This is a genomic window from Bradyrhizobium sp. CCGUVB14, from assembly GCF_024199935.1.
Classification (GTDB): Bacteria; Pseudomonadota; Alphaproteobacteria; order Rhizobiales; family Xanthobacteraceae; genus Bradyrhizobium.
Genome location: NZ_JANADS010000001.1, coordinates 2489985 through 2515580 on the forward strand (window position 1 = coordinate 2489985; position 25596 = coordinate 2515580).

General features: G+C 63.4%; 22 protein-coding genes and 2 pseudogenes. 14 read left to right on the top strand and 10 right to left on the bottom strand.

Annotation, left to right across the window (positions count from 1 at the left end; genetic code table 11):
• The first annotated feature begins 109 nt into the window (after positions 1-109).
• From NLM32_RS11500 to NLM32_RS11515, 4 genes are all read left to right on the top strand, one after another.
• A complete protein-coding gene (locus tag NLM32_RS11500; protein WP_254129088.1) occupies positions 110-1225 on the top strand; it encodes a DUF2336 domain-containing protein in 1116 nt (371 codons plus the stop codon).
• 128 nt (positions 1226-1353) lie between these two features.
• Positions 1354-2151, top strand: a complete 798-nt coding sequence (locus tag NLM32_RS11505; protein ID WP_254129089.1) for an adenylate/guanylate cyclase domain-containing protein — start codon at positions 1354-1356, stop codon at positions 2149-2151.
• 75 nt (positions 2152-2226) lie between these two features.
• Complete coding sequence (locus NLM32_RS11510) at positions 2227-2496, top strand: malonyl-CoA decarboxylase domain-containing protein (protein WP_254129090.1); 270 nt, start codon at positions 2227-2229, stop codon at positions 2494-2496.
• Between the two features lie 53 nt (positions 2497-2549).
• On the top strand, positions 2550-3329 hold the full coding sequence (locus NLM32_RS11515; RefSeq protein WP_254129091.1) for an alpha/beta fold hydrolase: 780 nt from the start codon (positions 2550-2552) through the stop codon (positions 3327-3329).
• 3 nt (positions 3330-3332) lie between these two features.
• Here the strand turns inward: NLM32_RS11515 and NLM32_RS11520 are convergent, their stop codons facing one another.
• Positions 3333-6311, bottom strand: coding sequence for a tetratricopeptide repeat protein (locus tag NLM32_RS11520; RefSeq protein WP_254129092.1), 2979 nt, complete (start codon positions 6309-6311; stop codon positions 3333-3335).
• A 319-nt stretch (positions 6312-6630) separates the two neighbouring features.
• Between NLM32_RS11520 and NLM32_RS11525 the strand changes: the two genes are divergently transcribed.
• The 5 genes and pseudogenes from NLM32_RS11525 to NLM32_RS11545 all read left to right on the top strand — a co-directional run bounded on the left by NLM32_RS11525 (position 6631) and on the right by NLM32_RS11545 (position 11888).
• Entirely contained in the window at positions 6631-7923 is a 1293-nt protein-coding gene (locus NLM32_RS11525; protein ID WP_254129093.1) for an ABC transporter substrate-binding protein, read from the top strand.
• Between the two features lie 92 nt (positions 7924-8015).
• Positions 8016-8873 (top strand): annotated as a pseudogene (locus NLM32_RS11530) (carbohydrate ABC transporter permease); the annotation flags it as partial.
• Positions 8866-9738, top strand: a complete 873-nt coding sequence (locus tag NLM32_RS11535) for a carbohydrate ABC transporter permease (RefSeq protein ID WP_254129094.1) — start codon at positions 8866-8868, stop codon at positions 9736-9738. The pseudogene NLM32_RS11530 and the gene NLM32_RS11535, both read left to right, overlap by 8 nt.
• A 49-nt stretch (positions 9739-9787) precedes the next feature.
• Complete coding sequence (locus tag NLM32_RS11540) at positions 9788-10795, top strand: Gfo/Idh/MocA family protein (protein WP_254129095.1); 1008 nt, start codon at positions 9788-9790, stop codon at positions 10793-10795.
• A 4-nt stretch (positions 10796-10799) separates the two neighbouring features.
• Complete coding sequence (locus NLM32_RS11545) at positions 10800-11888, top strand: Gfo/Idh/MocA family protein (protein WP_254129096.1); 1089 nt, start codon at positions 10800-10802, stop codon at positions 11886-11888.
• 15 nt (positions 11889-11903) lie between these two features.
• Here NLM32_RS11545 and NLM32_RS11550 read toward each other — a convergent pair whose 3' ends face one another.
• The gene (locus NLM32_RS11550; RefSeq protein ID WP_254129097.1) at positions 11904-12932 is read right to left on the bottom strand and encodes a glycosyltransferase family 2 protein; all 1029 of its coding nucleotides are present in this window, start codon (positions 12930-12932) and stop codon (positions 11904-11906) included.
• Between the two features lie 30 nt (positions 12933-12962).
• On the bottom strand, positions 12963-13178 hold the full coding sequence (locus NLM32_RS11555) for a hypothetical protein (RefSeq protein ID WP_254129098.1): 216 nt from the start codon (positions 13176-13178) through the stop codon (positions 12963-12965).
• Between the two features lie 115 nt (positions 13179-13293).
• Between NLM32_RS11555 and NLM32_RS11560 the strand changes: the two genes are divergently transcribed.
• Positions 13294-13848, top strand: coding sequence for a DUF1697 domain-containing protein (locus tag NLM32_RS11560; protein ID WP_375143554.1), 555 nt, complete (start codon positions 13294-13296; stop codon positions 13846-13848).
• 2 nt (positions 13849-13850) lie between these two features.
• On the opposite strand, the gene NLM32_RS45800 is transcribed toward NLM32_RS11560, so the two are convergent.
• Entirely contained in the window at positions 13851-13979 is a 129-nt protein-coding gene (locus NLM32_RS45800; RefSeq protein WP_256561183.1) for a hypothetical protein, read from the bottom strand.
• A 294-nt stretch (positions 13980-14273) separates the two neighbouring features.
• On the opposite strand from NLM32_RS45800, the gene NLM32_RS11565 reads away from it, so the two are divergent.
• On the top strand, positions 14274-14540 hold the full coding sequence (locus NLM32_RS11565) for a hypothetical protein (RefSeq protein WP_254129100.1): 267 nt from the start codon (positions 14274-14276) through the stop codon (positions 14538-14540).
• A gap of 189 nt (positions 14541-14729) precedes the next feature.
• Here NLM32_RS11565 and NLM32_RS11570 read toward each other — a convergent pair whose 3' ends face one another.
• From NLM32_RS11570 to NLM32_RS11580, 3 genes are all read right to left on the bottom strand, one after another.
• Positions 14730-15731 (bottom strand): transporter, encoded by a 1002-nt coding sequence (locus NLM32_RS11570; protein ID WP_254129101.1) that lies wholly within the window; start codon positions 15729-15731, stop codon positions 14730-14732.
• Positions 15732-16058: 327 nt separating this feature from the next.
• Positions 16059-16376, bottom strand: a complete 318-nt coding sequence (locus NLM32_RS11575) for a hypothetical protein (RefSeq protein WP_254129102.1) — start codon at positions 16374-16376, stop codon at positions 16059-16061.
• 63 nt (positions 16377-16439) lie between these two features.
• Entirely contained in the window at positions 16440-16736 is a 297-nt protein-coding gene (locus tag NLM32_RS11580) for a biotin/lipoyl-binding protein (RefSeq protein WP_254129103.1), read from the bottom strand.
• 343 nt (positions 16737-17079) lie between these two features.
• Here NLM32_RS11580 and NLM32_RS11585 point away from each other — a divergent pair.
• The 3 genes and pseudogenes from NLM32_RS11585 to NLM32_RS11595 form a co-directional block, all read left to right on the top strand.
• Positions 17080-17187: pseudogene (locus NLM32_RS11585) on the top strand (formylglycine-generating enzyme family protein); the annotation flags it as partial.
• Complete coding sequence (locus tag NLM32_RS11590; protein WP_254129104.1) at positions 17177-19690, top strand: arylsulfatase; 2514 nt, start codon at positions 17177-17179, stop codon at positions 19688-19690. The pseudogene NLM32_RS11585 and the gene NLM32_RS11590, both read left to right, overlap by 11 nt.
• A 122-nt stretch (positions 19691-19812) precedes the next feature.
• Positions 19813-21279: a DUF1254 domain-containing protein gene (locus tag NLM32_RS11595; RefSeq protein WP_254129105.1), complete on the top strand. Its 1467-nt coding sequence runs from the start codon at positions 19813-19815 to the stop codon at positions 21277-21279.
• A 54-nt stretch (positions 21280-21333) separates the two neighbouring features.
• Here NLM32_RS11595 and NLM32_RS11600 read toward each other — a convergent pair whose 3' ends face one another.
• The 3 genes from NLM32_RS11600 to NLM32_RS11610 form a co-directional block, all read right to left on the bottom strand.
• A complete protein-coding gene (locus NLM32_RS11600; protein WP_254129106.1) occupies positions 21334-21528 on the bottom strand; it encodes a hypothetical protein in 195 nt (64 codons plus the stop codon).
• A 158-nt stretch (positions 21529-21686) separates the two neighbouring features.
• The gene (locus NLM32_RS11605) at positions 21687-23354 is read right to left on the bottom strand and encodes a Na/Pi cotransporter family protein (protein WP_254129107.1); all 1668 of its coding nucleotides are present in this window, start codon (positions 23352-23354) and stop codon (positions 21687-21689) included.
• A 760-nt stretch (positions 23355-24114) separates the two neighbouring features.
• Positions 24115-25551, bottom strand: coding sequence for a hypothetical protein (locus tag NLM32_RS11610; protein ID WP_254129108.1), 1437 nt, complete (start codon positions 25549-25551; stop codon positions 24115-24117).
• Positions 25552-25596 lie beyond the last annotated feature (45 nt).

Consider the following 25596-nt stretch of genomic DNA (forward strand, 5'->3'; position numbering starts at 1 on the left):
ACGAGACAGGGACGAGTTTACTTCGTGTTGAAGCGCGGAGTGATCTGATCGCTTCGTTTCGTAACGGTCATTCTTGCGATTTGATCATTTCAGAGCTGCGAGCACGTTCATGGCTGTCACTGCGTCTTTTCTGGCGGAGTTGGACGAGGCGGTTGCCAAGGGAAATCCCGAGAGTTGCCTTCGGGCGCTATGGCATGCCGCCGATGTTCTGATCGCTGGCACCTATTCCGAGGACCAGATCTGGACCTTCGGCGAGGTCATCGGCCGGCTTGCGCAGGAAATCGAGGTCGGCGCGCGGGCGAGGCTGGCGGGTAAGCTTGCCTGCAGCCCAAACGCGCCTTACGCGCTGACGCGGCAGATGGCCAGCGACGACTGCATCGATGTGGCGTGGCCGATTCTCAGCCAGTCGGAGCGGCTTGACACGGAGACGCTGATCGCCTGCGCCAAGAGCAAGAGCCAGCAGCATCTCCTCGCAATCTCCAGGCGGCAGGCGGTGCCTGCGGCAGTGACCGATGTCCTGGTGGTGCGGGGGTCTCCCGAGGTCGTCACCTCGGTGGCATCGAACGCCGGCGCGAATTTTTCCAATTCCGGATTTCTCCATTTGGTGCGGCGGTCGGAGGGCGATTCCATTCTTGCCGAATCGGTGGGGCTCCGAAAGGACATTCCCCGGCACCTGTTCCATCAGCTGATCGCCAAAGCCTCCGAAGAGGTGCGGCGGAAGCTGCAGAACGAACGTCCCGATATCGAGACGCATATCGATCGCGTCGTCACCGACGTCACGGGAGCGATTCACGCCAGGTTCGGTCCGGCCTCCAAGGATTACTTCACTGCCAAGCGCACGGTCGCCAAGCTGCATGAGAGAGGCGAGCTGACGGAAGACAAGGTCTTCGAGCTGGCTCACTCCCTCAGGTTCAACGAGACCGCCGTGGCGCTATCGTTGCTCTGTCGTCTGCCGATCGACGTTGCGGAGCGGGCACTGATCGAGAAGGATCGCGAACCGGCGTTGATCCTGGCCAAGTCTCTCGATTTCTCCTGGCCCACAACGATGGCCTTGCTGTTCCTGGGAGCGGCCAACTACCGCATAACGGCCGGCGAACTGGAGCGATTGAATCTCAATTTCTTCCGGCTGAACGTCATGGCGTGCCGCGAGGTCGTCACAATCTATCGAACGCGAAAAGAGGAAGCTTTCGGCAGCTCATCTCGACCGTCTCGTCGCGTGATGTAGAGCGTTTTCCCGCGCAGCCGATTCCGGCTTGCATTGGCATGTCGCAGCCGCCCCGTTGCCAATGCGGCAATGTCCAAGTACGCTCGATCCCGGCCATCTCGAACGGCCTTTCCATTGGCCGCAAACTCATGCCAAAATTTCTACGCATCGGCCTGCATCAGTCGAACGTGTCAGGATACACCTCGAAAGCATGGTGCGTGCGGCGGGTCGGCTCGGCGGTGTTCCTGAAATGGGGCGCCGTGGAGGTGCAGGGCGCCGGCAAGGGACGCAAGGTCTACTGGACGCGTCTGCCGCAGGAGAAGACGATCCGCTGCGGCACCGCCGCGCGCGCCCAGGACTACACCAAGTCCGCGATCGCGCGGCGGCGCAGTCATGATTATGAGCCGCTCACCGGCGCCATCGCGGCCCGGCGCAAATCCGCCAACGGCAGTGCCGATCTCAAGCAGGCGCTCGCGACCATCCTGATCGTCGACATCGTCGGTTCCACGGCGAAGGCCGCAAAGCTCGGCGACGCGCGCTGGACCAAGGTGATGGGCCTGTATTACGCGGCGGTCCGCAAGGAGCTGAAATCTGCGCGCGGCAAGGAGGTCGTGACGACCGGGGACGGCGTGCTCGCGACCTTCAAGGCGCCTGCCGCCGGCATCAATTGCGCGACCGCGATTCAAAAGGCCGTGCGCACGCTGGGTCTCGAGATCAGGGTCGGCCTGCACGCGGGCGAATACACGATCAGCGGCGGCGAGATGGTCGGCCTTGCCTTCCACATCTGCACCCGCATCGCCGCCAAGGCGCGCGCCGGCGAAGTCCTGGTCTCGCGCGCGGTGAAGGATCTGCTCGCGGTGCAGTCCCAGATCGGCCTCAGGGATCACGGCAGCCACCAGCTCAAGGGCGTGCCGGCGCGGTGGCGCCTGTACCGGGTGGAGCATTGAGGCGCATGCGTTCTCGCGGCTGTCAGCGCAGGATTGTGCTGCGGCCGGCGGGACCGCCGCGCTGACCCGGTCCTGATGCGGTCGTGTGCGGCCTATCTGACGCGACCGGCATCAGGGGGAAACCGCATCGACCCGGTGGCAAGGTTTCATCCCGGCAACGGTGCGCGGCGCGAGCGGATCAACGGGTTCGGCAACACAATTATTCGTGGGATCGGGGAATCCTTCGGCGTCACGATCGACTATCTCTATGACCACGACGGCATCGAGGCCGACCACGAGGTCGTTGCCCGCGGCGGCACCATTGTCCGTTTGTCCGAGGTTGATGCCTTGCTGCAAGCCCATTGAGCCCCTCGGGCGACCGCATTCAGGTCCATGACGCCCGAACCAGGAGATAGGCCATGACCATGACCAGACGCACATTTGCCACCATCCTTGCCGCCGGTGCGACGGCTTCGCTGCTGTCGACACGCGCGTCCGCGGCCATCGCCGCGCCCCCGAAGGCGCGCAACGTCGTGCTGGTGCACGGCCTGTTTGCCGACGGCTCCTGCTGGTCGGAGGTGATCCCGCGCCTGCAGGCGGCCGGGCTCAACGTCACAGCGGTGCAGAACCCGCTGACGACGCTGCCCGAAGCGGTGGCATCCGCCGAGCGGGTGCTGGCGCGGCAGGACGGTCCGACGGTCCTGGTCGGCCATTCCTTCTCAGGGATGATCGTGACCGAGGCCGGCGTGCATCCGAACGTGTCCGCGCTGGTCTATGTTGCGGCACGCGCGCCCGACGCGGGCGAGGATTATACGGCGCTCGCAAAGACCTTTCCGACGCCGCCGGCGAGCGCGGGCATCGTCTTCGACGGCGACGAGGGCCGCCTCTCCGAGGAAGCTTTCCTGCGCGACTTCGCCGGCGACCTGCCGGCTGCGAAAGCCAAGGTGCTCTACGCGGTGCAGGAGCCGTTCCACAAGGAATTGCTGGCGGGCAAGACCACCAATGCGGCCTGGCGGTCGAAGCCGAGCTATTACGCCGTCTCGACCGAAGACCGCACCATCAATCCCGACCTCGAGCGCTTCATGGCCAAGCGAATGGGCGCCAAGACCATCGAGGTGAAGGCGAGCCACCTCGCGCTGATCTCGCATCCCGAAGAGATCGCGGCTCTCATTCTCGAGGCGGCGGGGCAATCAGCGTGACGATCACTCGGCAGGTAGACGCGAAGACGGCTTCTGCCCCGGCTGCCATGCGGAAACCATGGTCACCAGCTCGCTCCGGAGCCGCTCGACGACACTGGCCCAGTCGCCGCGCGTCGGCTGCCTGAACAGCCTCATCGACGAATACCACGGGCTGTCGTCGCAATTGAGCAGCCAGCGCCAGTCCGGATTGAAAGGCAACATCGTCCAGACCGGTGCGCCGAGCCCGCCCGTGAGATGAACCACGCTGGTATCGACCGAGATCACCAGGTCGAGACAGGAGACCAGCGCCGCCGTATCGCTGAAATCCGTAAGCTGCTCTGTGAGGTCGATGATGTCCTTGCGCGCGTCGAGGAAGGCGCGGTCCTCGTCCCGGACGCCTTTTTGCAGGGAGACGAACTGGACGTCGCAATCGAGCAGGGGCGCAAGCGCGTGCAGCGCGATCGACCGGTTGTGATCGTTCTTGTGACCGGGATCTCCCGACCAGACCAGGCCGACACGGAAGCGCGTATGGGAGCCAAGCCGCTCCTCCCACGCCGCCACGCGGGCGGCCGGGGGCGCAGGAAGGAAGCCTTGCGCGGAAGGGATCGTGTCGAGCCGCGTCCCGAAGGCCAGCGGCAAGCTGCCGAGAGGGCAGTGCAGGTCGAATGCCAGCGATGTCGCGGCTTCCCGGCTGGTGCATTCCGCGACCCCGGCGATACCAGCCAAAAGCTGCTGGATCGCAGGCCGGACCCCCAGGATGATGCGAGCTCCGAGCGCCGCCACCATCGGCACATAACGTGCAAATTGAATGGAGTCGCCCAATCCTTCGTCGCAGTAGAGCAGGATGGTCTTGCCGTCGATCGGCTGTTCGCCACGCCAAAGCGGCTGGGCAAAGCCGAGTTCGGCGAGGTGGAGAGACGACGCCTTCCAGCGCGCTTCGCGCCCCGCCCAGCCGCGCTCGAAATCTCCGGTCAGCAGCTGCAGCAGCGCGAAACTGAAAACCGTCGACGCACGGTTCGGGTCGACCGCCAGCGATTTGCGAAACGCCGCGGACGCCTGATCCAGCAATTGCAGATCCAGCAACATCCAGGCCTTGTTGGCGAGCGCCGCGGCAAAATCCGGACGAAGCGCGATCGCGCGATCGATGCTGGCAAAGGCCTGATCGGTTCGGCCAAGCTTCCAATGCAGCAGGGCGAGATTGTTGTACGTTTCCGCCACGCTCGCATCCAGCGCAATAGACCGCGCGAAATCGGCCTCCGCGTCGGCGAGCCGGTTCGTCTCCTGGAGGCAGATGCCGCGGATCCGATACAGGCTCGCGGAATTCGGATTCAACGCCGCGGCTGCGTCCAAAGTGTCCAGCGCTTCCGCCGGCCTGCCGAGATCGAGCAGCAGCCGGCCGCAATTCTCCGCGGCCTCGAAATATCGCGGATTCAGTTGCAGCGCCTGCCGGAAGTGCAGCAGAGCCTCGTCCGTACGCTTGAGCTGCCGGAGCTGATCGCCGAGGTAATTTGAGACGAGCGCTTCCTCTTGCGTGGAGGGTAAAGTCCCCGGCCGCGCTGGCCGCGTGTCCGCCCGCCATGCCGAAATCTCAGCCTCCAACGCGTGCCGAACGTGGTCCACGACGCTGGCCCAGTCGTCTCGTGCCGGTTGCCTGAACAGCCGCATGGACGAATACCATGGGCTGTCGTCGCGATTGAGCAGCCAGCGCCAATCCGGGTTGAACGGCAGCATGGTCCAGACCGGCGCGCCGAGCGCGCCTGTGAGGTGCACGACGCTGGTATCGACCGAGATCACCAGATCGAGACAGGAGACCAGCGCCGCCGTTTCGGTGAAATCGGTGAGCTGCTCCGTCAGGTCGAGGATATCAGGGCGTTCGCGGAGGAAGGCGCGGTCCTGATCCCTGATGCCCTTTTGCAGGGAGACGAACTGGGCGTCGCAATCCAGCAGCGGCGCCAGCGCGCGCAGCGACATCGACCGGTTATGATCGTTCTTGTGGCCCGCATCTCCCGACCAGACCAGGCCGACGCGGAAGCGCGTGCGGGGACCCAGCCGCTCTTCCCACGCTGTCACGCGCTCCGCCGCGGGGGCAGGCAGAAAACCTTGCGCGAACGGGATGGTGTCGAGCCGCGTCCCGAACGCCAGCGGCAGGCTGCCGAGCGGGCAGTGCAGGTCGAATGCCAGCGACGGCGTCATCGATCGGTCGACACAATGTGCGACGCCGGGGACGCCCGAGAGCAGGGCCCGGACCGCCGGCTTGACCTCCAGGACGACCTGAGCCCCGAGCGCGGCCACGAAAGGCACGTAGCGCGCAAACTGAATTGAATCGCCCAGGGCCTCGTCGGCGTGAAGCAGGATGGTCTTGCCTTCGAGCGGCTGGTCACGAAGCCAGAAGGCTTGGGCGAATCCGCGATCGGGCAGGCCGAGGGACGACGCTTTCCAGCGTGCTTCGCGCCCCGGCAAGCCTCGCTCGAAATCGCCGGTCAGCATCTGCAGCAGCGCGAGATTCCAGATCGTGTCCGCATTGCCGGGCTCGATAGAATGCGATTGGTGAAAGGCCGCGAAAGCCTCGTCCAGCAATTGCAGGCTCCACAGCGCCCGCGCCTTTTCGTTGAGCGCTGCGGAAAAGTTCGGACGAAGCGCGAGCGCGCGATCGAAGCTCGCGAAAGCCTGCTCCATCCGGCCAAATCGCGAATGAAGCGTACCGAGATTCTTGTGCGTCTCGGCCTCGATGGGGTTCAGCGCAATCGACGTCTCGAAGTCGGCCTGCGCCTCCTCGAGCCGGCCCAGCCGCTGCAGGCAAAGCCCGCGCGTCTGATACAGCGGCGCGACATTCGGATTGAGTCTCGCGAATGCGTTGAAGCATTCGAGGGCCTCGGCATAGCGGCCGAGATTGAACAGCGCCTGACCCTGTTTCGCAGCCTCCAGGCTCTTGGCGACCGCGAGATTTTGCGGCGCGGCCTTATGGGACTGCTTGGCCGCGGCGCGGCGTTCTTGGCGGTTCATGAAGGGACCAGAAATGCTGTGTTTGCGGGATCTGCACGACCCTGGCGTCCCGCTGCGGTAGTTTCTGGCGCAAAGCTGGTGCGAAGCTGGCGCGGGCACCGCGACCAGACCAGGCGCAGATCGAGAGGTTCCGTGACAGTGCATCGCGAGGTGACGTGGCGGCGTCCAGCGCGCGTTTGACAAAGCCAACATGGCGCCGCTACCTTCTCATCGCTTGCAAAAAAGCACGTCACGCAACTCGTGCGTTGGCAAGCGGTTAACTGGTGTCATCGGCGCGTCACAGGCGCCTTGATCGACACGAGGTCAGGGAGGAGAAGGGATGAGCGGCTTCGCGCTGTCGCGTCGTTCATTGATCGGAGCCGGGATCGGCGGTGCAACGCTGGCGAGCCTCGGCGGCTTGCCCGCTGCGGCGCGGGAGTCGCGGCTGCGCATGTTCTGGTGGGGCGCCAAGGAACGGGCGGAGCGCACCGACAAGGTCAACAAGCTCTATGCGAGTGGCCATCCCGAGGTGACGATCGCCGGCGAATCGCTGGGCTGGACCGACTATTGGGCGCGGCTTGCGACGCAAACCGCAGGTCGCAATGCAGCCGACGTGCTGCAGATGGATTACCGCTACATCTTCGAATACGCCCGCCGGGGCGCCCTGCTGCCGCTCGACACTTACGTGCCGAAAACGCTCAATTTGACGGATTTCAGCCCGGCCGCGGTCGACAGCGGCAAGGTCGACGGCAAGATCTACGGCGTCAGCCTCGGCCTCAACTCGACGGCGATGGTCTACGACAAGGGGCTGATCCAAAGTCTCGGCCTGAAGGAGCCGGTCTGGAACATGACGTGGAGCGAGATCGGCGATCTCGCAGCCGAGGTCACCAAGGCGGCCAAGCGCGATGGCTATACGGGCATGGAGGACGGCGGCGGCAACGAGCCGCTGCTCGAGGTCTGGCTCGCCCAGCGCGGCAAGTCGCTGTACACGAGCGAAGGCAAGGTCGGCTACGACGACAAGGACATGACCGAGTGGCTCGCGTTCTGGAGCGACCAGCGCAAGCGCGGTGCCTGCGCCACACCGGATACCCAGGCGCTGGACCGCGGCGAGATCGATTCGAACCTGCTCTCGCTCGGCAAGATCGCCATGACGTTTGCCCACTCCAACCAGCTGGTCGGCTTCCAGGCCATCAACAAGAGCAAGCTCGGTCTCTCCACGTTCCCCGATGGCGGACAAGGCGCGAAACCCGGCCAGTATCTGAAGCCGGCCATGATGTGGAGCGTCTCGGCGCAATCGAAACAGGCCGAGGCGGCGGTTCAGTTGGTCAGTTACTTCGTCGCCGACACTGAGGCCGCCAAGCTGCTTGGTGTCGAGCGCGGCGTGCCGGCGTCATCGGCGATGCGCAACGTCGTGACGCCGACGCTCGACGACCTCGGCCGCGCCATGGTCGACTACATCAGCCTGATCAGCGACAAGGTTGGGCAGCTGCCGCCTCCGCCACCGCGGGGCGCCGGCGAGATTCAGAGCGTGCTGCGGCGCGTAAACGAGCAGGTTGGCTTCGGTCGTCTGACGCCCGCTGATGGCGCCAAGCAATTTGTCGCCGAGGCCTCCGCCGTGCTGGCCCGCGGATAGACGCGGTGGCCGACACGCTGATCGATGCTGCGACCACGAGGCAGGCCATGCCAGCCGCACCGGCGGCTGAATTGTCCTGGCGCGAGAGTGTGGCAGGCTATCTGTTTCTCGCGCCCTGGCTCATCGGCTTTTTCGGGTTGACGCTCGGGCCGGCGTTGATCTCGCTGTATCTGTCGTTCACGGACTACGACCTGCTCAGCAACCCGCGCTGGGTCGGCGCCGCCAACTACGTGCGCATCGCGACCAGCGATCCCAAGTTCAGCGCGGCGATGCACGTCACCTTTCTCTATGTGGCGCTATCGGTCCCGCTCAAGCTCGCCTTCGCGCTCCTGGTCGCCATGATGCTGAACCGTGGCCTCCGCGGCCTGCCGCTGTACCGGGCGATCTTCTATCTGCCGTCGCTGATCGGCGCGAGCGTCGCCGTCGCGGTGCTGTGGCGCCAGCTGTTTGCCGGCGACGGCCTGCTCAACCAGGCGCTGAAGCTCGTCGGCATTCATGGACCGAGCTGGATCTCCAATCCCGACACCGCACTCTACACCCTGGTGGCGCTGAGCGTGTGGCAGTTCGGCTCGCCGATGATCATCTTTCTCGCCGGCCTCCGCCAGATTCCGAAGGACGTGTATGAAGCCGCCGAGATCGATGGCGCCAGCCGCAGCCAGCAATTCTGGCGGATCACGCTGCCGCTGCTGACGCCGGTTCTGTTCTTCAACGTCGTGGTGCAGACCATCGACGCCTTCAAGGCGTTCACGCCGGCCTTCATCATCAGCGGGGGCACGGGCGGGCCGATCGACGCGACGCTGTTCTACACGCTGTATCTCTACCAGGAGGCCTTTGCCTATTTCCGCATGGGCTACGCTTCCGCGCTGGCCTGGGTGCTGGTGGTGATCATCGCGGCCTTCACCGCGTTGTCCTTCCTGTCATCGCGCTACTGGGTGCACTACGATGGCTGATCTCGCGACATCGGATCAGGTTTCTCCCCCGCGCAATCCACGCCGCCGCGCGCTGGCCTATCACGTCGTGTTGTGCCTCGCCTCGATCGCCATGCTGTATCCGCTGCTGTGGATGCTGGCGAGCTCGTTCAAGCCGGACAGCGACATCTTCGGCACCACCTCGCTGTGGCCGCGCCATTTCAGCCTCGCCGCCTACTGGCGCGGCTGGTCCGGGCTCCAGGTGACATTCGGACAATTCTTCCTGAACTCGCTCGTGGTGTCGCTGTGCAGCGTGGTCGGCAACGTGATGTCGTGCTCGCTTGCGGCCTATGCATTCGCCCGGCTGAAATTCCGTGGTCAGAAATTCTGGTTCGCGCTGATGCTCGGCACCTTGATGCTGCCGTATCACGTGACGTTGATCCCGCAATACATCCTGTTCCTCAATCTCGATTGGGTCGACACCTTCCTGCCGCTGATCGTGCCGAAATTCCTCGCGGTGGACGCTTTCTTCATTTTCCTGCTGGTGCAGTTCTTCCGCGCGATCCCGCGCGAGCTCGATGAGGCCGCGATGATCGACGGCTGCGGTCCCTGGCGCGTCTACTGGATCGTGATCCTGCCGCTGTCGGTGCCGGCGCTGGCCACGGCCGCGGTCTTCACCTTCATCTGGACCTGGGACGACTTCTTCGGGCCGCTGATCTACCTGAACGACATGGGCTCCTACACGGTGCAGCTCGGCCTGCGCAGCTTCGTCGATTCCACCGGGAAGTCCGACTGGGGCGCCTTGTTCGCCATGTCGACACTGACGCTGCTGCCGCTGTTCGCCCTCTTCCTGTTCTTCCAGCGTCTGTTGATCGACGGCATCGCCACTACCGGGCTCAAGGGTTGACGGTATCGGACGCATCCCTGCATGGACTGACAACCAAGGAAAAAAAGTCATGAGCAAACTGCGTTTCGCCGCGATCGGCATCAATCACGCCCACATCTATGGCCAGGTCGACTGCCTGCTGCGCGCCGGCGCGGAGCTGGTCGGCTTTCATGCCGTCGAGGACGATCTGGCCCAGGCTTTCGCAGCGAAATATCCGCAAGCGCCGCGCGTGGCCGAGCGGGCGCGATTGCTCGAGGACAAAACCATCGCGCTGATTCTCTCGTCCGGCATCCCCGCCGACCGCGCTCCGCTCGGCATCGAGGTGATGCGCCACGGCAAGGACTATATGAGCGACAAGCCGGGCATGACCTCGCTGGAGCAACTGGCCGAGGTGCGCCGGGTCCAGGCCGAGACCGGGCGGATCTATTCGGTGTGCTACTCCGAGCATTTCGAGACCCGCTGCACCGTGAAAGCCGGCGAGCTGATCGCGGCCGGCGCCATCGGCAAGGTCATCAACACCGTCGGGCTCGGCCCGCACAAACTGAAGAACCTGCCGCGGCCCGACTGGTTCTATTCGCGCGAACGCACCGGCGGCGTCCTGACCGACATCGCCTCGCATCAGTGCGAGCAGTTCCTGTTTTTCGCCGATGCGCTCGATGCAAAAGTCGTCAGCGCGACCGTCGCCAACCGCGCCAATCCCGACCGGCCAGAATTGCAGGATTTCGGCGAAATGCTGCTGCGGACCGGTGATGTCACCGGCTACGTCCGCGTCGACTGGTTCACCCCCGATGGCCTGCCCAATTGGGGCGACGGCCGGATCACCATTCTCGGCACCGAGGGCTACATGGAGCTGCGCAAATACATCGACGTCGCAGGCCAGGGCGGCATCGACCATCTCATCATGGTCGACCGCAAGGGTGTCCACCGCATCGACTGTTCCAACGTCGAATTGCCCTATGGCCGCCAGCTCATCGCCGACGTACGCGATCGCACCGAGACCGCGATCCCGCAGGCGCGCTGCTTCAAGGCGATGGAGCTGGCGCTCACCGCGCAGGCGATGGCGGAAGGAAGGGTTTGAGAGCATGTCGAAGCCCAGGACAGTTGCCGTTATCGGCCTTGGCATCGGTCGCAGCCACATCGAGGAGGGCTATGCGCGCTTGCGCGACCGGTTTGATCTGCAGGTGATCTGCGATCTCAGCCAAGAGCGCCTCACCACCGTCGGCGATGAATTCTCTGTGCCGCGCCGGACCACCTCGTTCGACGAGGTTCTGGCGATGGACGACATCGATATCGTCGACATCTGCACGCCGCCGACGCTGCACTTTCCGCAAGTCATGGCGGCGCTCGCCGCCGGCAAGCATGTGATCTGCGAAAAGCCGCTGGTCGGCTCACTGCACGAGGTCGACCAGCTCACCGCCGCCGAGGCCAATTCGCGCGGGCGCATCATGCCGGTGTTCCAGTATCGTTTCGGCAACGGCCTGCAGAAGGCGCGGCGCATCATCGAGCTCGGCCTTGCCGGCAAGCCGTATCTGGCGACCATCGAGACCGCCTGGTTGCGCGGCGCCAAATATTATTCGGTGCCGTGGCGCGGCCGCTTCGAGACCGAACTGGGCGGCGCGTTGCTCACCCACGCTATCCACGCCCACGACATCCTGACCTGGCTGATGGGCGACATCGCTTCGGTGTTTGCGCGCACCGCCACGCGCGTGAACGACATCGAGGTCGAGGACTGCGCGGTCGCGAGCCTCGTGATGGAAAGCGGCGCGCTGGCCTCGCTGGCCGCGACGCTGGGGTCGGCGAAGGAGATCAGCCGCCTCCGGCTGTGCTTCGAGCACGTCACCTTCGAGAGCTCGCTCGCGCCCTATGCCCCCGGCGACGATCCCTGGCAGATCATCTCCACTTCCCCGGAAGCTGAGGCGCGTATAGCAAAGGCGCTGGATGGCTTCACGTTCGTGCCGTCGCGCTTCGAAGGCTTGATGACGGCCTATCATCAGGCGCTCGAGACCAACGGGCCGTTTCCGGTGACGCTCAGGGACGCGCGGCGTTCGCTGGAGCTGATCACGGCGCTCTATCACGCCGCGGAGACCGGCACGGCGGTGGCGCTGCCGATCGGCAAGGAGCATCCGAAATATCGGGGCTGGCGCCCGGCGGCGGCGACCGCGCCACGGTGATGATGCGAGAACCGCCTAGCTCGACAGCAGCGTGCGTGCGGCGCGGACAAGGCGGCGACCGACGGTCTTCTGCCGAAGTGCCTCGGTCCAGTCGAACATGCTTGAATTGACATCATACTCGCCGCGCTGGGCTTCCGGTATCGCGCCGGCCACGATGCGTGCGATCAAGTGCGGCAATTCCCGATAGAATGTCTCGGTGCGATACGGCGGATGGAGCGAGTAGAGCCCGGCGCCCGAACCGAGAAGGTCGATGCGGGAAAGTCCCTTGCGCATCATGGCCGCGGAGAAGATCTCCTCCGCCGGCATCGTCAGCGGCGACTGGTGAAACAGTTTTGCGCGGATTCGCCGCTTGAGATTCGGGCGCACCAGCTCCAGCGCCCCGATCGATGCATCGAACTTGGCTTGATCGAGAACGAAGATGCGCGTGCTCACGGTACGAAAGCGGTAAGCCGGGTAGTCGGCGGCCAGACGCTCGGGCGGTTGGATGCCGGTCAATCCCGGAAACGCGCCGTGCAAATCGGCGAGCGTGCCGTCAGCGCGGGGCGGACCGGGAAGTGGCCCGGCGAACAGGCCATCCGGCGTCGCCTTCAACCAGCCGATCGCCTCCTCCAGCCAGGTCTGGCTGCCGCCGCCGAACAGCATGTCGCTGTCCATGTGCACCACATAGTCCGCGTCAGCCTTCGAGAGGCCGTAGAAATAGGCGTGGAACGGCCCGCCATCGAAGGCCTTCTCCGGGTAGGCACGGCTTGTCGAGAAATAGCGCTGCCGCACGGACTCGAGCGCCGCCGGCGAATAGTCGACCTCGGAGATTTCCGCCTTCGGCGACTTCCGCGCGATGGCCTCAAGCAGGGAAAACAGGCGGCCGCGGCTCTCCTCGTAAGCGTTGCCGGTGTAGCGACCGCTCTTGCTCTGTTTGGTGTCGACCGTGAAGACGATACGATCGACCTGATCGCCCCACACGTCGATCTGATGCGGAAGTGTGTGGACCGCATGGCGCACGTCCAGCGGATGCAAATTGATCTGAAGTGCGGATCTGACCTGCATCTCATCTCTCCTTGCCGGTGAGCTGGTCGATCACGACCAGGAACGGCTCGCGCCTGAATTCACCGTCCAAGGGAAGCGGCCTGTTGGGTGCGTGGTCTGGGCTTGTATCCGCAATTTATCAAAGACGGCCTTCTCCACAGAAGGCAATTCGCTCTGCGTCGTTAATAAACCGCGCCCGGTTCGCAGCATGCCGAGCGCCGGGACGATCGAAAATTGACGTTTGGTTAACAAGGGTGCGGCAATCATCAATGTCTTTCGGACTTCATGACGCGACGACGGAGACGCTTCTGCTCGACCGGAGAGATCCGAGGCGGCTCCTGGCAATCTCGAAAGCGAGAGCCATCCAACCATGACGACCTACGTGGCGCTGCTCTACAGCGTGGTGCTCCCGCTTGGCCGGCGACTGGCGATGGCCGAACTGCGTGCCATGGCGCAAGGCCTCGGCCTCCATGACCCCCGGACCATCGGCGCGACGGGAAATCTGACGTTTGAGAGCGGCCAGGCGTCGATTTCCGGGCTGGAGCACAATCTCGAAGCGGCCTTCAACGCGCGGTTCGGCAAGCACGTCGCGATCATCGTCCGCAATGCCGATGCGTGGCGGCGCCTACTGCGCGCGAACCCGTTTCGTGACGAAGCGGCCGCCGATCCGCAAAGGGTCGCCGTTCGCGTGATGCGCAATCCGATCCCGAAAGGCGGCGAAAACGCCCTGGCACGTTACATCAGCGATGAACGAATTGCCGTCGCCGGTGGCGATCTCTGGATCCATTTCACCGGCGATCCGGCGCGATCGCGTTTGCTTTCGGCGTTGGGCGCGGGACGCCTGAAAGGCGTCGGCACGTTGCGCAACGCCAATACGCTGAAGCGCATCGGTGACGCCGTGGCTCCGGCCGGCGCCGGCCTCGTTGGTCGGAAATAAACTCAGCGCACGCCCGTGCCTTTGCACCGCTGACACTTCACCACCTTGTCGCCCTTCTTGACCAAACCCTTGCCCTCACAGTTTTTGCATTTTTGCTTCTTCTTGATGTTCGGGCCTTTTTCACTCGTCATGAAATTCTCCTGCCGCGAGAGGGCGGTCAACTGGCGCATTGTAGGAGGGCGTTCGGTGGAACAACCGAGCAGCGTGGGATAAGCCCTACACCTAAGCCGGCTTCGGCACCACCAGCACCGGCACGCTTCCGTCGACCAGAAGCTCGGACGTCTCGTGCGAATTGGACATATCCGGTTCTCGGCCAACTAAACTTTTCTTCATGTGGTAACAGGCCGCGTGGCGGGCGCGTTTAGGATAGTGGATCGGATCTCTCGTATCGCGAGGGATCACCCCAATCGAAAGGAGCTGCCACGATGACGACATTCAGAAAATTGATCGGGTCAGTCCTATCCAAGGCCTTGTTGGCCGGACTGGTCGTCACCGCAATCTTTACGCCGCCGCTGCAGGCGCGCGAGAGCCGCGCCGGCGATCGACAAACCGAACAGAGCGTGGGGTCGACCATCCCTCGCATCGCGGGCGACCGGTCGATCGCGGCGCCAGCCCACCACGCGTTCGCGCCAGTGCCCTCGGATCAACCGGATGGCGTTTGCGACCACGGCGATGACCCGATGATATGCTGAAGCGGAGCTCGCAGGTGTCGAGGGGACAGTGCACGTCATTGACGGGCTTTCGAACCTCGCATTGAGTGCGCTGTCATCGCAATTCGCTGCCAGCGCAACGAGAAGGCGAGCCGGAACGTTGCTCCGCAGCTCTCGCGCACCGGTGATTGAGGTCTCGAATTTAGCTGCCCTTGCGGGGGCCACGGCCTGCTATTTCGTCACGATCCGTCGTGTTGGCGTCACGGTACTGGTAGGCGCCATCGGTGAGATCGAGAACGTCAGCCAAGTATTCCAGCCTGCCGGCCGGTTTTCCGCGGCGAATTCGCCGTAGCCTTTCAGATTGAGATAGCCCTGCATGTCGCCAACCGGAAACAGAAATCCGATCTGCGGGCCGACGCCGACGACACGTGAGCGGAATCCGCCGAGGATGGGGTTCTGACCGGAATCGTCGGTGACCTGCTGGTACGCATATCCGACGAGGCCGACAAAGAGCTGCTTCGAGAGAAACTGGGAGGCACCCCAATCGACATGGAAGTCGACGCCGCTCCGGTACTGCGTGTCCGGATTCTTGAAATTGTAGGTGAAGCCCGCGACCGCCGAAAACTCGTGTCCAGCCTGCGGGTTGAGATAGGTGTAGCCGCCGCCGCCATCGATGGCGCCGTGGCCGATGCCGAGATTGGCCAGGCGGTTCGGGTCGTAGGCCCCGACGGGAATATCGCCCGTCGCGTAGGTCATGAAGTTATGGACGCCCTGATTCCATTTCAGCGTCACTTGCGGATAGAGGTCGCCCACCGAGGTGATGGAGTCGCCGATGCTCCCCGTTCGCGTAATTGCGATTGGTCCGAACCCCGTCGTCAGCGTCCCGTTGAGGTCGGCGGCCGATCGCCCGAACAGGCCGGTCATGCCAACAGCCAATTGTCCGCCCAGTACCGGCGTCGCGAAAGTGTAGGTGGGATTGAGCAGCACCAGATCGGCCTGCGCGTTCAGATGCAGATTCAGGTTGACGTTCACGGCCGCCGGAAATCGGCCGATCTGAATTTCCCTCGACGCGGCCGCGGCACCGAACGCCGATACCGAGGTGTGATAGTAAACCTCGGCCATCGACCATCCCGGCACCTGCGGCGTTGCGGCAAGACTGCTGAAACGTCCGGGGAGCCAATACGAAACGCCGCTTTCGTCGCCGTACGCGGCGTCGGATAAGGTTGCGGACATCACCATGATTGTGCCGATGACCGCACAGATCAACCGGCGACCAGACTTGCGTTCGGGTATGCAGCGCGTCATGTGCTCCCCCATTGTCCGTTCACGACACTATGCCAGCGAGATTGTGAATGTCTCGCCTTAAACTGGTGAACCGCGAAATCTCGTCGTCGTGTTGCCCTGGGGGCACGCCAGACTCGCAAACAGCTACGGCTCTCGAGAAAGAGCTTCGATCCGTTCTGCCGCCGATGTGCAAATTGTGCCAGCTGGCCAAACGCACTGCGTCGAGCGCTCGATCAGGGCTCAAGGGGAAGCGCGTCACGACCGCGCAGGCGTCCACTATTTCAACCGCTGCACGTTCGCTGCCATATCTGGAGCGCGGCCGACCCTGTAGGTCGCGTTGCTGCATTTCAGCACCCATACGGCATGATCGGGCCTGGAGCGCTTCGCATCTCTTGTCGCGCGGAGCGGTTGATCACAGGCAAAACCCTGGATGCGGATCTGTGCAGCGAGTTCATCCTTGGGCGTTTCTTCCGCGGCTTGCGCGGCGGATATCATCAGGTCGGTATGAGACCCGCTGCCGGCCAAGAACGATGCGGTAAGGAGAAGACCGCCAGCAACCAGATGAACGGAAGCGACCACATTGCGATGCGCCATAGGCCCCCAACTCCGAAGAATAGAAGAACCCGGAATCGCCCGGGAAGCGATGCACATCAGCTTTTATAAAGGGTGCGGCAAGCCTGCGCCACAACGCCGTCTCTCTGCCTTGCGACCCATCACGGCACGTAAGCATTCCTGCCTCAGATCGATCTGAAACAGCACGTCGTCCTTCTTCACCGGCACGTTCGGCTTAACCGGGGTTGCGACAATTTGTCCCGTCACGTTCGGCGTCACCTCCACGACGCGGCCGATCACCGTCACCCGGCCCGACGGTGCGAGATAATTAAAAAGCGCAAGAAATGTCGCGAGAATGAACCCGCCGATCAACAGCGAGATTGTCCCGACACCCAGCCCCACCGCACGAGTCTGAGTTTCGAGAATACGAGCCAGAGCGCAACGAGGTAGAGGCACAGAATAATGACCATGGCTGGCCCTCATTCTCTGATTGCGCTAAGGTGACGCTCGCGGAGATAGCTGAAGCATCACTCTTTTGAAGTGCTCTTAGACTACAAGCCGATCTCGTTAGATTCCATCGCGCGTTTTTGAGACTGCAGACGCCGTGCGGCGCTAGCTGCAGCCGATATTGCACGTCTCTCGCTCGGAAGCGGGAGCGTTTCGCCAATCAGCGCTCGCTTGATTTAGGTCAACGAATGCGTCCCGCTGCTGGTTCATCCAGCATTGGCTCACGTTTCAGGTCGGACATTGTCGCCGCTACCGGCCGGCGGCACGCCATGCCGAGCCGGTTGATACCTCGACCAGTCACGTTGGATTGCGCTGCATCAAACGGGAGAAGCGCCATGAACGATGAACGGAGTAGCTGGCGACCGAAGCAGAAATTACTGTTGGCCACCGGCCTTGCGACATTGCTCATCGCTTCGCCGGGTCTTCTCGCGCCAGCGGCGGCGCAGCAGATCACCGGCACACCGGGGACGCCCAGCGCCACGATGACGCTCGATGGCAAGCAGCTTCCCCCCGAGCCTCCAAAGTTCGGCGGCGTGATCAACGAAGAGGCCAAAGACTCAAAACCTTACTGGCCACCCTCTGTCGTGCCACCCAAAGGCGCCCCGAACGTGTTGCTGATCATGACCGACGACCAGGGTTATGGTGTGTCCGGTACTTTCGGAGGCGTCGTTCCGACCCCGGCGATGGACCGCGTCGCCAAGGCCGGCCTGCGCTATACGCAGTTTCACTCCACGGCGCTCTGCTCACCGACGCGGGCGGCGCTGATCACCGGACGCAACCACCATTCGGTCGGATATGGCGTGATCGGCGAAATGTCGACCGGATATCCCGGTTACAACTCCGTCATTGGCCAGGAGAGTGCCACGATCGGGACCATCCTGCGGGACAACGGATTTGCCACGTCCTGGTTCGGGAAGAATCACAACACGCCAACCTATCTGTACAGCGCCGCCGGGCCATTCGACCAATGGCCGGTCGGCATGGGATTCGAATATTTCTACGGCTTCATGGGCGGCGAAACCGATCAGTGGACCCCCTACCTGTTTCGCAACACGACTCAGGTTTACCCCTGGATCGGGAAGACCGGCTACAACCTCATCACCGACATGGCCGACGAGGCCATCAACTACATGAACGGGCTGAACGCGGCAGCCCCTGACAAGCCGTTCTTCGTCTATTACGTGCCTGGCGGAACCCATTCGCCGCACCAGCCGAAAAAGGAATGGATCGAGAAGTTCAAGGGCAAATTCGACATGGGTTGGGAGAAGCTGCGCGAGCAGATCTTCGCCAACCAGAAGCGCCTCGGGGTTGTCCCCGCAAACACGGAGCTCACCTCTTGGCCGGATACCCTGCCGAAGTGGGACTCGCTCTCAATCATCCAGAAGAAGCTCTATGCGCGCGAAGCCGAGGTGTTTGCCGCCTACGCGGCCTATACCGACAATGAGATCGGCCGCGTCATCCAGGCGGTCGAGGACATGGGCAAGCTCGACAACACGCTGATCATCTACATCAGCGGCGACAACGGCACCAGCGCGGAAGGCACGCTCGAGGGCACCCCTAACCAGATGACCGCCTATAACGGCGTTCTGAAACTGCCCGAAGCCGAGCTGATGCTGCACTACGAGAATTGGGGCTCCGACAAGACCTATCCGCATATGTCGGTGGCATGGTCATGGGCCTTCGATACGCCGTTCAAATGGACCAAGCAGGTGGCATCGCATTTCGGCGGCACCAGGCAAGGCATGGCGATCTCGTGGCCTGGCCACATCAAGGACGTCGGTGGCATTCGATCCCAATTCCACCACATCATCGATATCGTGCCGACGATCCTGGAAGCCACGGGCATTACGGCGCCCGCGACGGTGAATGGAATCGCACAAAAGCCCATTGAGGGCGTGAGCATGGCCTATACGTTCGACCAGGCCAACGCCAACGCGCCGTCAAAGCGCGACACGCAATACTTCGAGATGTTCGCGAACCGCGGCATCTACCACGACGGTTGGTATGCATGCACGACGCCGCCCGCGCCGCCATGGCTATTGGGAACGGCGAAGCTGCCTGATGTCACCAATTACAAATGGGAGCTTTACAACATCGCCGAGGATTTCTCGCAATCCAAAGACCTCGCAGCCAGCAATCCCGACAAGCTGAAGGAGCTTCAGACGCTGTTTCTGAGCGAAGCGGCGAAATACCAGGTCTTGCCGCTGGATAATTCGGTCCTGCCGCGTCTGACGACGGCGCGTCCGAGTGCGACCGCGGGGCGAACCGAATTCACATACACAGGCATCAATCCCGGCATCCCCGACGGCAACGCACCCAACATCATGAACAGGGACTACAGGATCACCGCCGATATCACCGTCCCGCAGGGCGGCGCCGAAGGCATGATCGTGACGCTCGGTGGTCGCTTCAGCGGCTACGGGCTCTATCTGCTGAAGGGCAAGCCGGTCTTCGTCTACAACATGCTGGATTTGAAACGATACCGCTGGGAATCGGGCGTGGGTGCGCGGGACTGGCTCGGCTCCTCGCTCAAGCCGGGCAAGCACACCATCGCGTTCGATTTTAGATATGACGGGCCCGGCTATGGCAAGGGCGGCGCCGGCGTATTGTCGGTCGACGGCAAGGAGGTTTCCCGCCAGTCGATCCCGCACTCGATCTCGTTCATCATGGCGATCGACGAGTCCTTTGACGTCGGCGTCGATACCCGCACGGGCGTGGATGACAGCTACAAGCTGCCGTTCCAGTTCACCGGCAAGATCGACAAGCTGACGTTCAAGCTTGGACCGACGCAGGTGTCGAGCGACGAGCGGCGGATCATCCAGTATGCCCGTGGCAAGGCAAGCGACTAGTTCGGCACCACTGATCTGCGGGCATCGAAGGATGCCCGCAGTCGGCGCACGGCAACGAAGCAAGGCGGATCGAGTCTACAACTGAACGTAGCAGCACGCATATGAGCACGAGAGGGTTCGACATGAATCGAGGTATTCTGACGCTGACTCTATCACTCTGCATTGGCGCTCTGACTGCGCCCGCGGCGCTCGCGCAAAGCGCCGCGGCTGCAATCACCGAGCAGGAGGCGCATGCGATCGCGGTCGACGCCTATGTCTATTTCTACTCGCTGCTATCGATGGACGTCTCCCGGAAGCAGTTCACCAACGTCGCGCCCGGCAAGGAGATGGCGAAGGGGCCGATGAACATGTTCAGCAACGTCCCCGAATATCCACCCGCGGATTTCAAGGGGGTCGTTCGATCCAATTTCGACACCTTGTATTCCAGCGCGTGGCTGGACATGACCAAGGAGCCGGTCGTCATCACGGCACCGGATACGGACGGGCGCTATTATCTGCTGCCGATGCTCGACATGTGGACCGACGTCTTTGCGTCGCCCGGCTGGCGGACCACCGGGACCAAGGCCGGGACGTTCCTGATAACGCCCCCGGGCTGGCGGCCCGATCTGCGCGAGCGGTTCGCCGAAGAACTCAAGCTTCCGGCGGATACCCAGCGTATCGACGCGCCGACGCCTTACGTCTGGATCATCGGCCGCACCAAGACCGATGGTCCGCAGGACTATGATGCCGTCCACAAAGTCCAGGCCGGCTACAAGGTCGCGCTTCTCTCCGACTACGGCAAGACGCCAAAGCCGGTCGAATTCAAGCCGGACCCGAGTGTCGACATGAAGACGCCGCCCAAGATCCAGGTCGATACCATGTCGGCCGGCGTGTATTTCGCCTACGCCGCGGAATTGCTCAAGCTTCACCCACCGCACGTCACGGACGAACCGATCATTGCCCAGATGAAGAAGATCGGCATCGAGCCGGGCAAGGCGTTTGACATCGGCAAGCTCGATCCGGTGTTGCAACGCGCGCTGGAAACCGCTCCGCAGGACGGCCAGAAACTGATGGCTTGGAAAGTGCCGACACTGGCGCGGGTCGCCAATGGCTGGTCGATGAACACCGACACCATGGGCGTCTATGGCAATTACTATCTGAAGCGGGCGATCGTCTCGCAAGTGGGGCTCGGCGCCAATCTGCCCGAGGACGCCATCTATCCCCTCAACCTCGGCGACGAATCCGGCAAGCCGCTCGATGGCGCAAGCAAGTACACCATCACCTTCGACAAGGGCGCAGCCCCGCCGGTCAACGCCTTCTGGTCGATCACCCTTTACGATCCGGAAGGATTCCAGGTCGGCAATGTGCTCAACCGCTTTGCGGTCAGCAGCTGGATGCCGTTCAAATACAATGCGGATGGATCGCTCGATCTCTACTTCCAGAACGAAAGCCCTGGCAAGGACAAGGAAGCCAATTGGCTGCCGGCGCCGAAGGGCGCCTTCAACCTGACGATGCGACTCTACAGCCCGAAATCGGATGCGCTGACCGGAAAATGGAATCCGCCGCCGGTCGTGAAGACGCCGACAACGGTCGGTCTGTCCGCCCAATAGCGCCGCGAGGCGCGCCGGCGCTTCGGCGCCGGCCTCGCGTTACTGGTGCCCGGTCTAGCGCTTCTGCAGCGGCTCGCCGGGCGCGCGGTCCAGCGGCTGATGCGGTTTAGCGAGGCCGATCGTACCGGGTAGCGCGTCGTTGCTCGCCGTACGGGTGTTGACCTTGTCCATCGTGACTGCGGCTGCAACCACGATGGCGGTGGCCACGGCGAATGCAAACAGAACCAATGCTGTCCGATGCTGGTCCATCGATAAGCCCTCTGGCCCGGCGAGGCTACGGCGGCGTCTCCGGCAATGCAATAACCCGGATGAGGTAGGAGGACGTCCCTAAAGGCTTTGGGCACCGGCACACCGCCGTCCGAACGATTGAGTGTCGTCGCCGCGGAAGCCGGCGCATGAACGGCTCGCTATGCGCCGCGACCGACCAGATGCGTCGCGGAACGCCATGCGTGATACGCGAGCGCCTCGAGGCGGCGTACGGCTTCGACCCGGGCGATTGCCTCGTCTGCGCTCAACCCTTTGCTCGCCACCGAGCCGAGCGTCGCACTGCGATGGCTTGTCCGCAGTTCGCCAAGGGCCTTCGCGCAGGCTTCCAGGAGCGCGAGGGTTTGCGTGGTCGACGCTTCCGTTGCGGGCAGATCTTGCTCCGCATCGACCGGCTCCTTCGCGCCGTCTGGCGGCCCGCCGGCGACCTCCGCGGCGAGTGTCGCTGCGCCACGCATGGCCTGCGCGCACAACTCAGTGGCACGGATATCCTCGGGCTCCCCGTCGGGCGTGCCGAGTTCGGCTTCACCCACGGTTTCGGCGAGGCGAGAGGCGTGATCGAGCGCATGCAATGTGCGCGTGAGCCGCTCCTGCTCATCCTCCGATTCGGGCGGGCCACTCACGGCCGACATGAACTCCTGGGCCTGGCGCAGCGCATCGGCTGCCGCTGCAACGGAGAGGCCGTTTCTGGCGCGGGCGGGTGCACCCTGATGCCCCGCAGCGAGAGCCCGCGCGAGTGATCCGCACATCGTTCCAAGGGCGCGCGCCACGGTCCGCCGTACGGCTTCCTCGGTCGCAATCGGTGTCGCCAGCGCCACTGGATCGAGGCACCGCGTGAGCGGTGAGCCGCGTTCGGGAAGGAGGCGCTCAACCAGTCGCGTAAACCCATCGATCATTGGCAGCAGCACCATGACGCCGACGAAATTGTAGGCGGTGTGATAGGCGGCAAGCAGCGTCACGCCGTCGATCGTGTCTGAAGCGCGGACCAGAAGGGCAAGCGTGACCGGAAACAGCACCAGGGCGATCACGGCTGCGATCAGCTTGAACAGGATGTAGGCGAGGGCCAGTCGCTTGGCGGTGCTGCTCGCGCCGATCGCTGCCATGGCGGAGCTGGTCGCTGTTCCGATGTTCTGCCCGATGATCAGCGCGCAGGCCTGATCCAGTCCGACGGCTCCCGCATGATATGCGGACAGCGTGACCGCGATGGCTGCCGTCGATGATTGCATCACGGCCGTCATCACCAGTCCGGCAACGACCAGCGCCAGCACGCCATACAGGCCCGACCACCAGGTCGTGCCGAGAACGGCCGGCAGATCGGCCGGGTGCAACCGTTCGGCCAGTCCTCCCATGCCCTGCTGCAGGGTCGTCAGTCCAAAAAGCACAAGCGCGAATCCGGCCAGCGCCGCGCCTGCTGCGGACACACGCCCGCGGCCCAGCAATTTGATGAGGGCGCCGACGAAGATCATCGGCAATGCAGCGGCAGTGAGCGAGACGCGCACCCCGATGAGCGCCACGAGCCAGCCGGTTCCCGTCGTGCCGACATTGGCGCCGAAGACGAGCGCCAGCCCTTGCGGAAAAGTCAGCACGCCCGCGCTCACCAAACCGATGGTGGTCATTGTGGTGGCGCTGGAAGATTGCACGATCAGCGTAACGACGGCGCCCCAGAACGCACCGGACAGCGAGGTCGCCGCCGCCTTGCTCAGCACCATCCGCAATCCCGATCCGGCCAGTCCCTTGAGGCCGGCGGTCATGACGCTCATGCCCAGCAGGAACAGGCCAACACCGCCAAGGACCGAAATCGCCGTCGACATGTGCTCCCCTCCAGGGGATACAGGCAATGGCGCTGTCTAGCACAACGCAGCCGCAGTCGATATCGGCGACCGCGAATTGTCGGGCGTTCGGGAGCCAAGCTTCGCAGCGCAAGCTCCGCACGCGCTGCCGTCAGCGCTCGCGTTCGTCCGACGCGGATTACGGTGATAGTGCACTCAATGGATAGCGAGTGCGGTTATTGCGGTGCCGGGTGAGTGGAGAGGTCCACCGGGGATGACGGGGTTAGCCAAGTGACCTTGGCCAGGGTGATGCGCGTCGGCGCGAGATTCTGCAGCGACGCATTGGCATCGCTGGCTGGGGCGACTGCGACACGGCAATCACGCCGGTGCTAACCACCCCATCCCGCAAACGGATTATGACCTGGTTCCGGTCGCTCATTGTAGTACGGGTCCGGCTCAGCTCGGGCCGGCCGTGCCGGTGAATAGGCCCAGGCCGCAGCGGAGCCCGCTGTCCCCCCACGCGCGGAGTGAACAGTTGCATGGTGCCGATGCACCTGGGCTGCCGTGGCGGCGCTGGCAGATGCGCACAGGACAATCAAAAGGCAGAGAACCAGACCCGACCGCATGGCAATTTCTCCGATGGACCAACAAGCACGAGTCAAAGTGAGATTTGGTTCACGCCCTCGCAATCCGCGACACCTTGCACGGCCGGTCACATCCGCGGCATCGCATGCGGGCGGCGGACGAATTCGTGCGAATCTGCAAACCGGCCGTCATCCCGCGTCAGACTTTATAACCTCGGCTAGGTCGTCCGGGTCACGCCAAGGGTGCTCATGTCTGAGTGCTGCTGCCGAGATGGCGCGCTTGCGGCCGAGGGTGGAGCTTGCAGCTCGTGGCCGCGCAGGCCTAGGAACGCGATCAACACGACGGCCGTCAGAGCGACACCGCCGACCGCGACTTCGGGCGCGGCGTCCGAAGACGCTGCCAGGATGCTTGCGCGCAGCGAGACTTGGTGCGGGACTTCGGACGGAATTTGGCGCACGAGATCCTGCGCGCTCTCGTGGCATGTGTTGCCCGGACCTTCCGCGAACCGGCGCAGGCAAAGGAAGACGAGGAGCAGCAAAGCCGTGCCGCCCGCGAGCGGCGCGATCGGGCTGGTCAAGGATGTGAAGGAGAGCGTGTGAGCGCCGGTATAGAGAAGGAGCGTGGCCGGCAAAGCCATGCTGCCGACAAGCGGTGCGAGCGCGGGACGATACCGGACGGGCCTGTCGTCCCGATCGGCGAATACCGCGAAAAGTATGGCGATCATCATCAAATGACCGATGCCGTCCACCTTGCCGAAATCCAGCGTTGCGGCGGTCAACACCATCACCAAAGCGAGGGCGGCGAAACGCCGGACCAGCGGTGTCCAGAACAGCGCGAAGGCCAGGCCGAATTCCACGACCCCTGCGGCGGTCACGACAGTCGGGACATCGAAGCCCAGCGTCAGCTCCGGATGAGCGATCGCGATCGGCGCGACCCAGGCCGGGTACACGAATTTCTCCATCGCCGGCCATAACAGGGACAGCGCGACGGTCCAGCGCAGGAAATCAGATCGAAAAGCAAGCAGCTTGGCATTGCGCGACGAGGACAGCGCGAACCAGACCCCGAGCCCCGGAAAGACCGGGTAGTCCAGCATGTGGAACAGTCCATAGCTGGCGGCACCATAGACATAGAGCAGCACGATGCCCGCCCCTGCTGCCGGAAGCGTGGCCCGCGCGCCCAGGAAAAGCGGGATCAGCAACTGAATGGCCGAGAGCCAGAAACTGTTTGCCTCGAGTTCCGGGGTGAGGATGAGACCGCCATGAGCCCACAGCAACGCAAAGAACACCGCAGCCGCCGCACGCAAAAGGTCGTCGGCGCGACGGCGCAGAGGCTCGGTCAATTGATCCAGAAATTTCGAGACCATGGCGCTGAACCTGGTCTGCTCGGCCGCGCAGGCGAGATAGAACAACACAAGGAACAGCGCCAGGAACAGAAAGAATGTCGTCGTCAATACCGCCTGGACGGGCAGCGGATCGTCGGAGACGGCGCATGGCACGAACCACTTCACATGAGCCGATGCAGCGCCGGTCATCGCGATGAAGTTGACGACCAGACACAAGGAGAAAATCAATCCTTTCGTGACTCTTGATCGCGCGCGTCCAGCATTGGAGATGGTCGAAAAATCATTGCGGCTGGCTGCGCGATCGATGCTCATGGGCTCACCAAAATAATTTCGTCCAAACATTCGTCACCCCCGAGG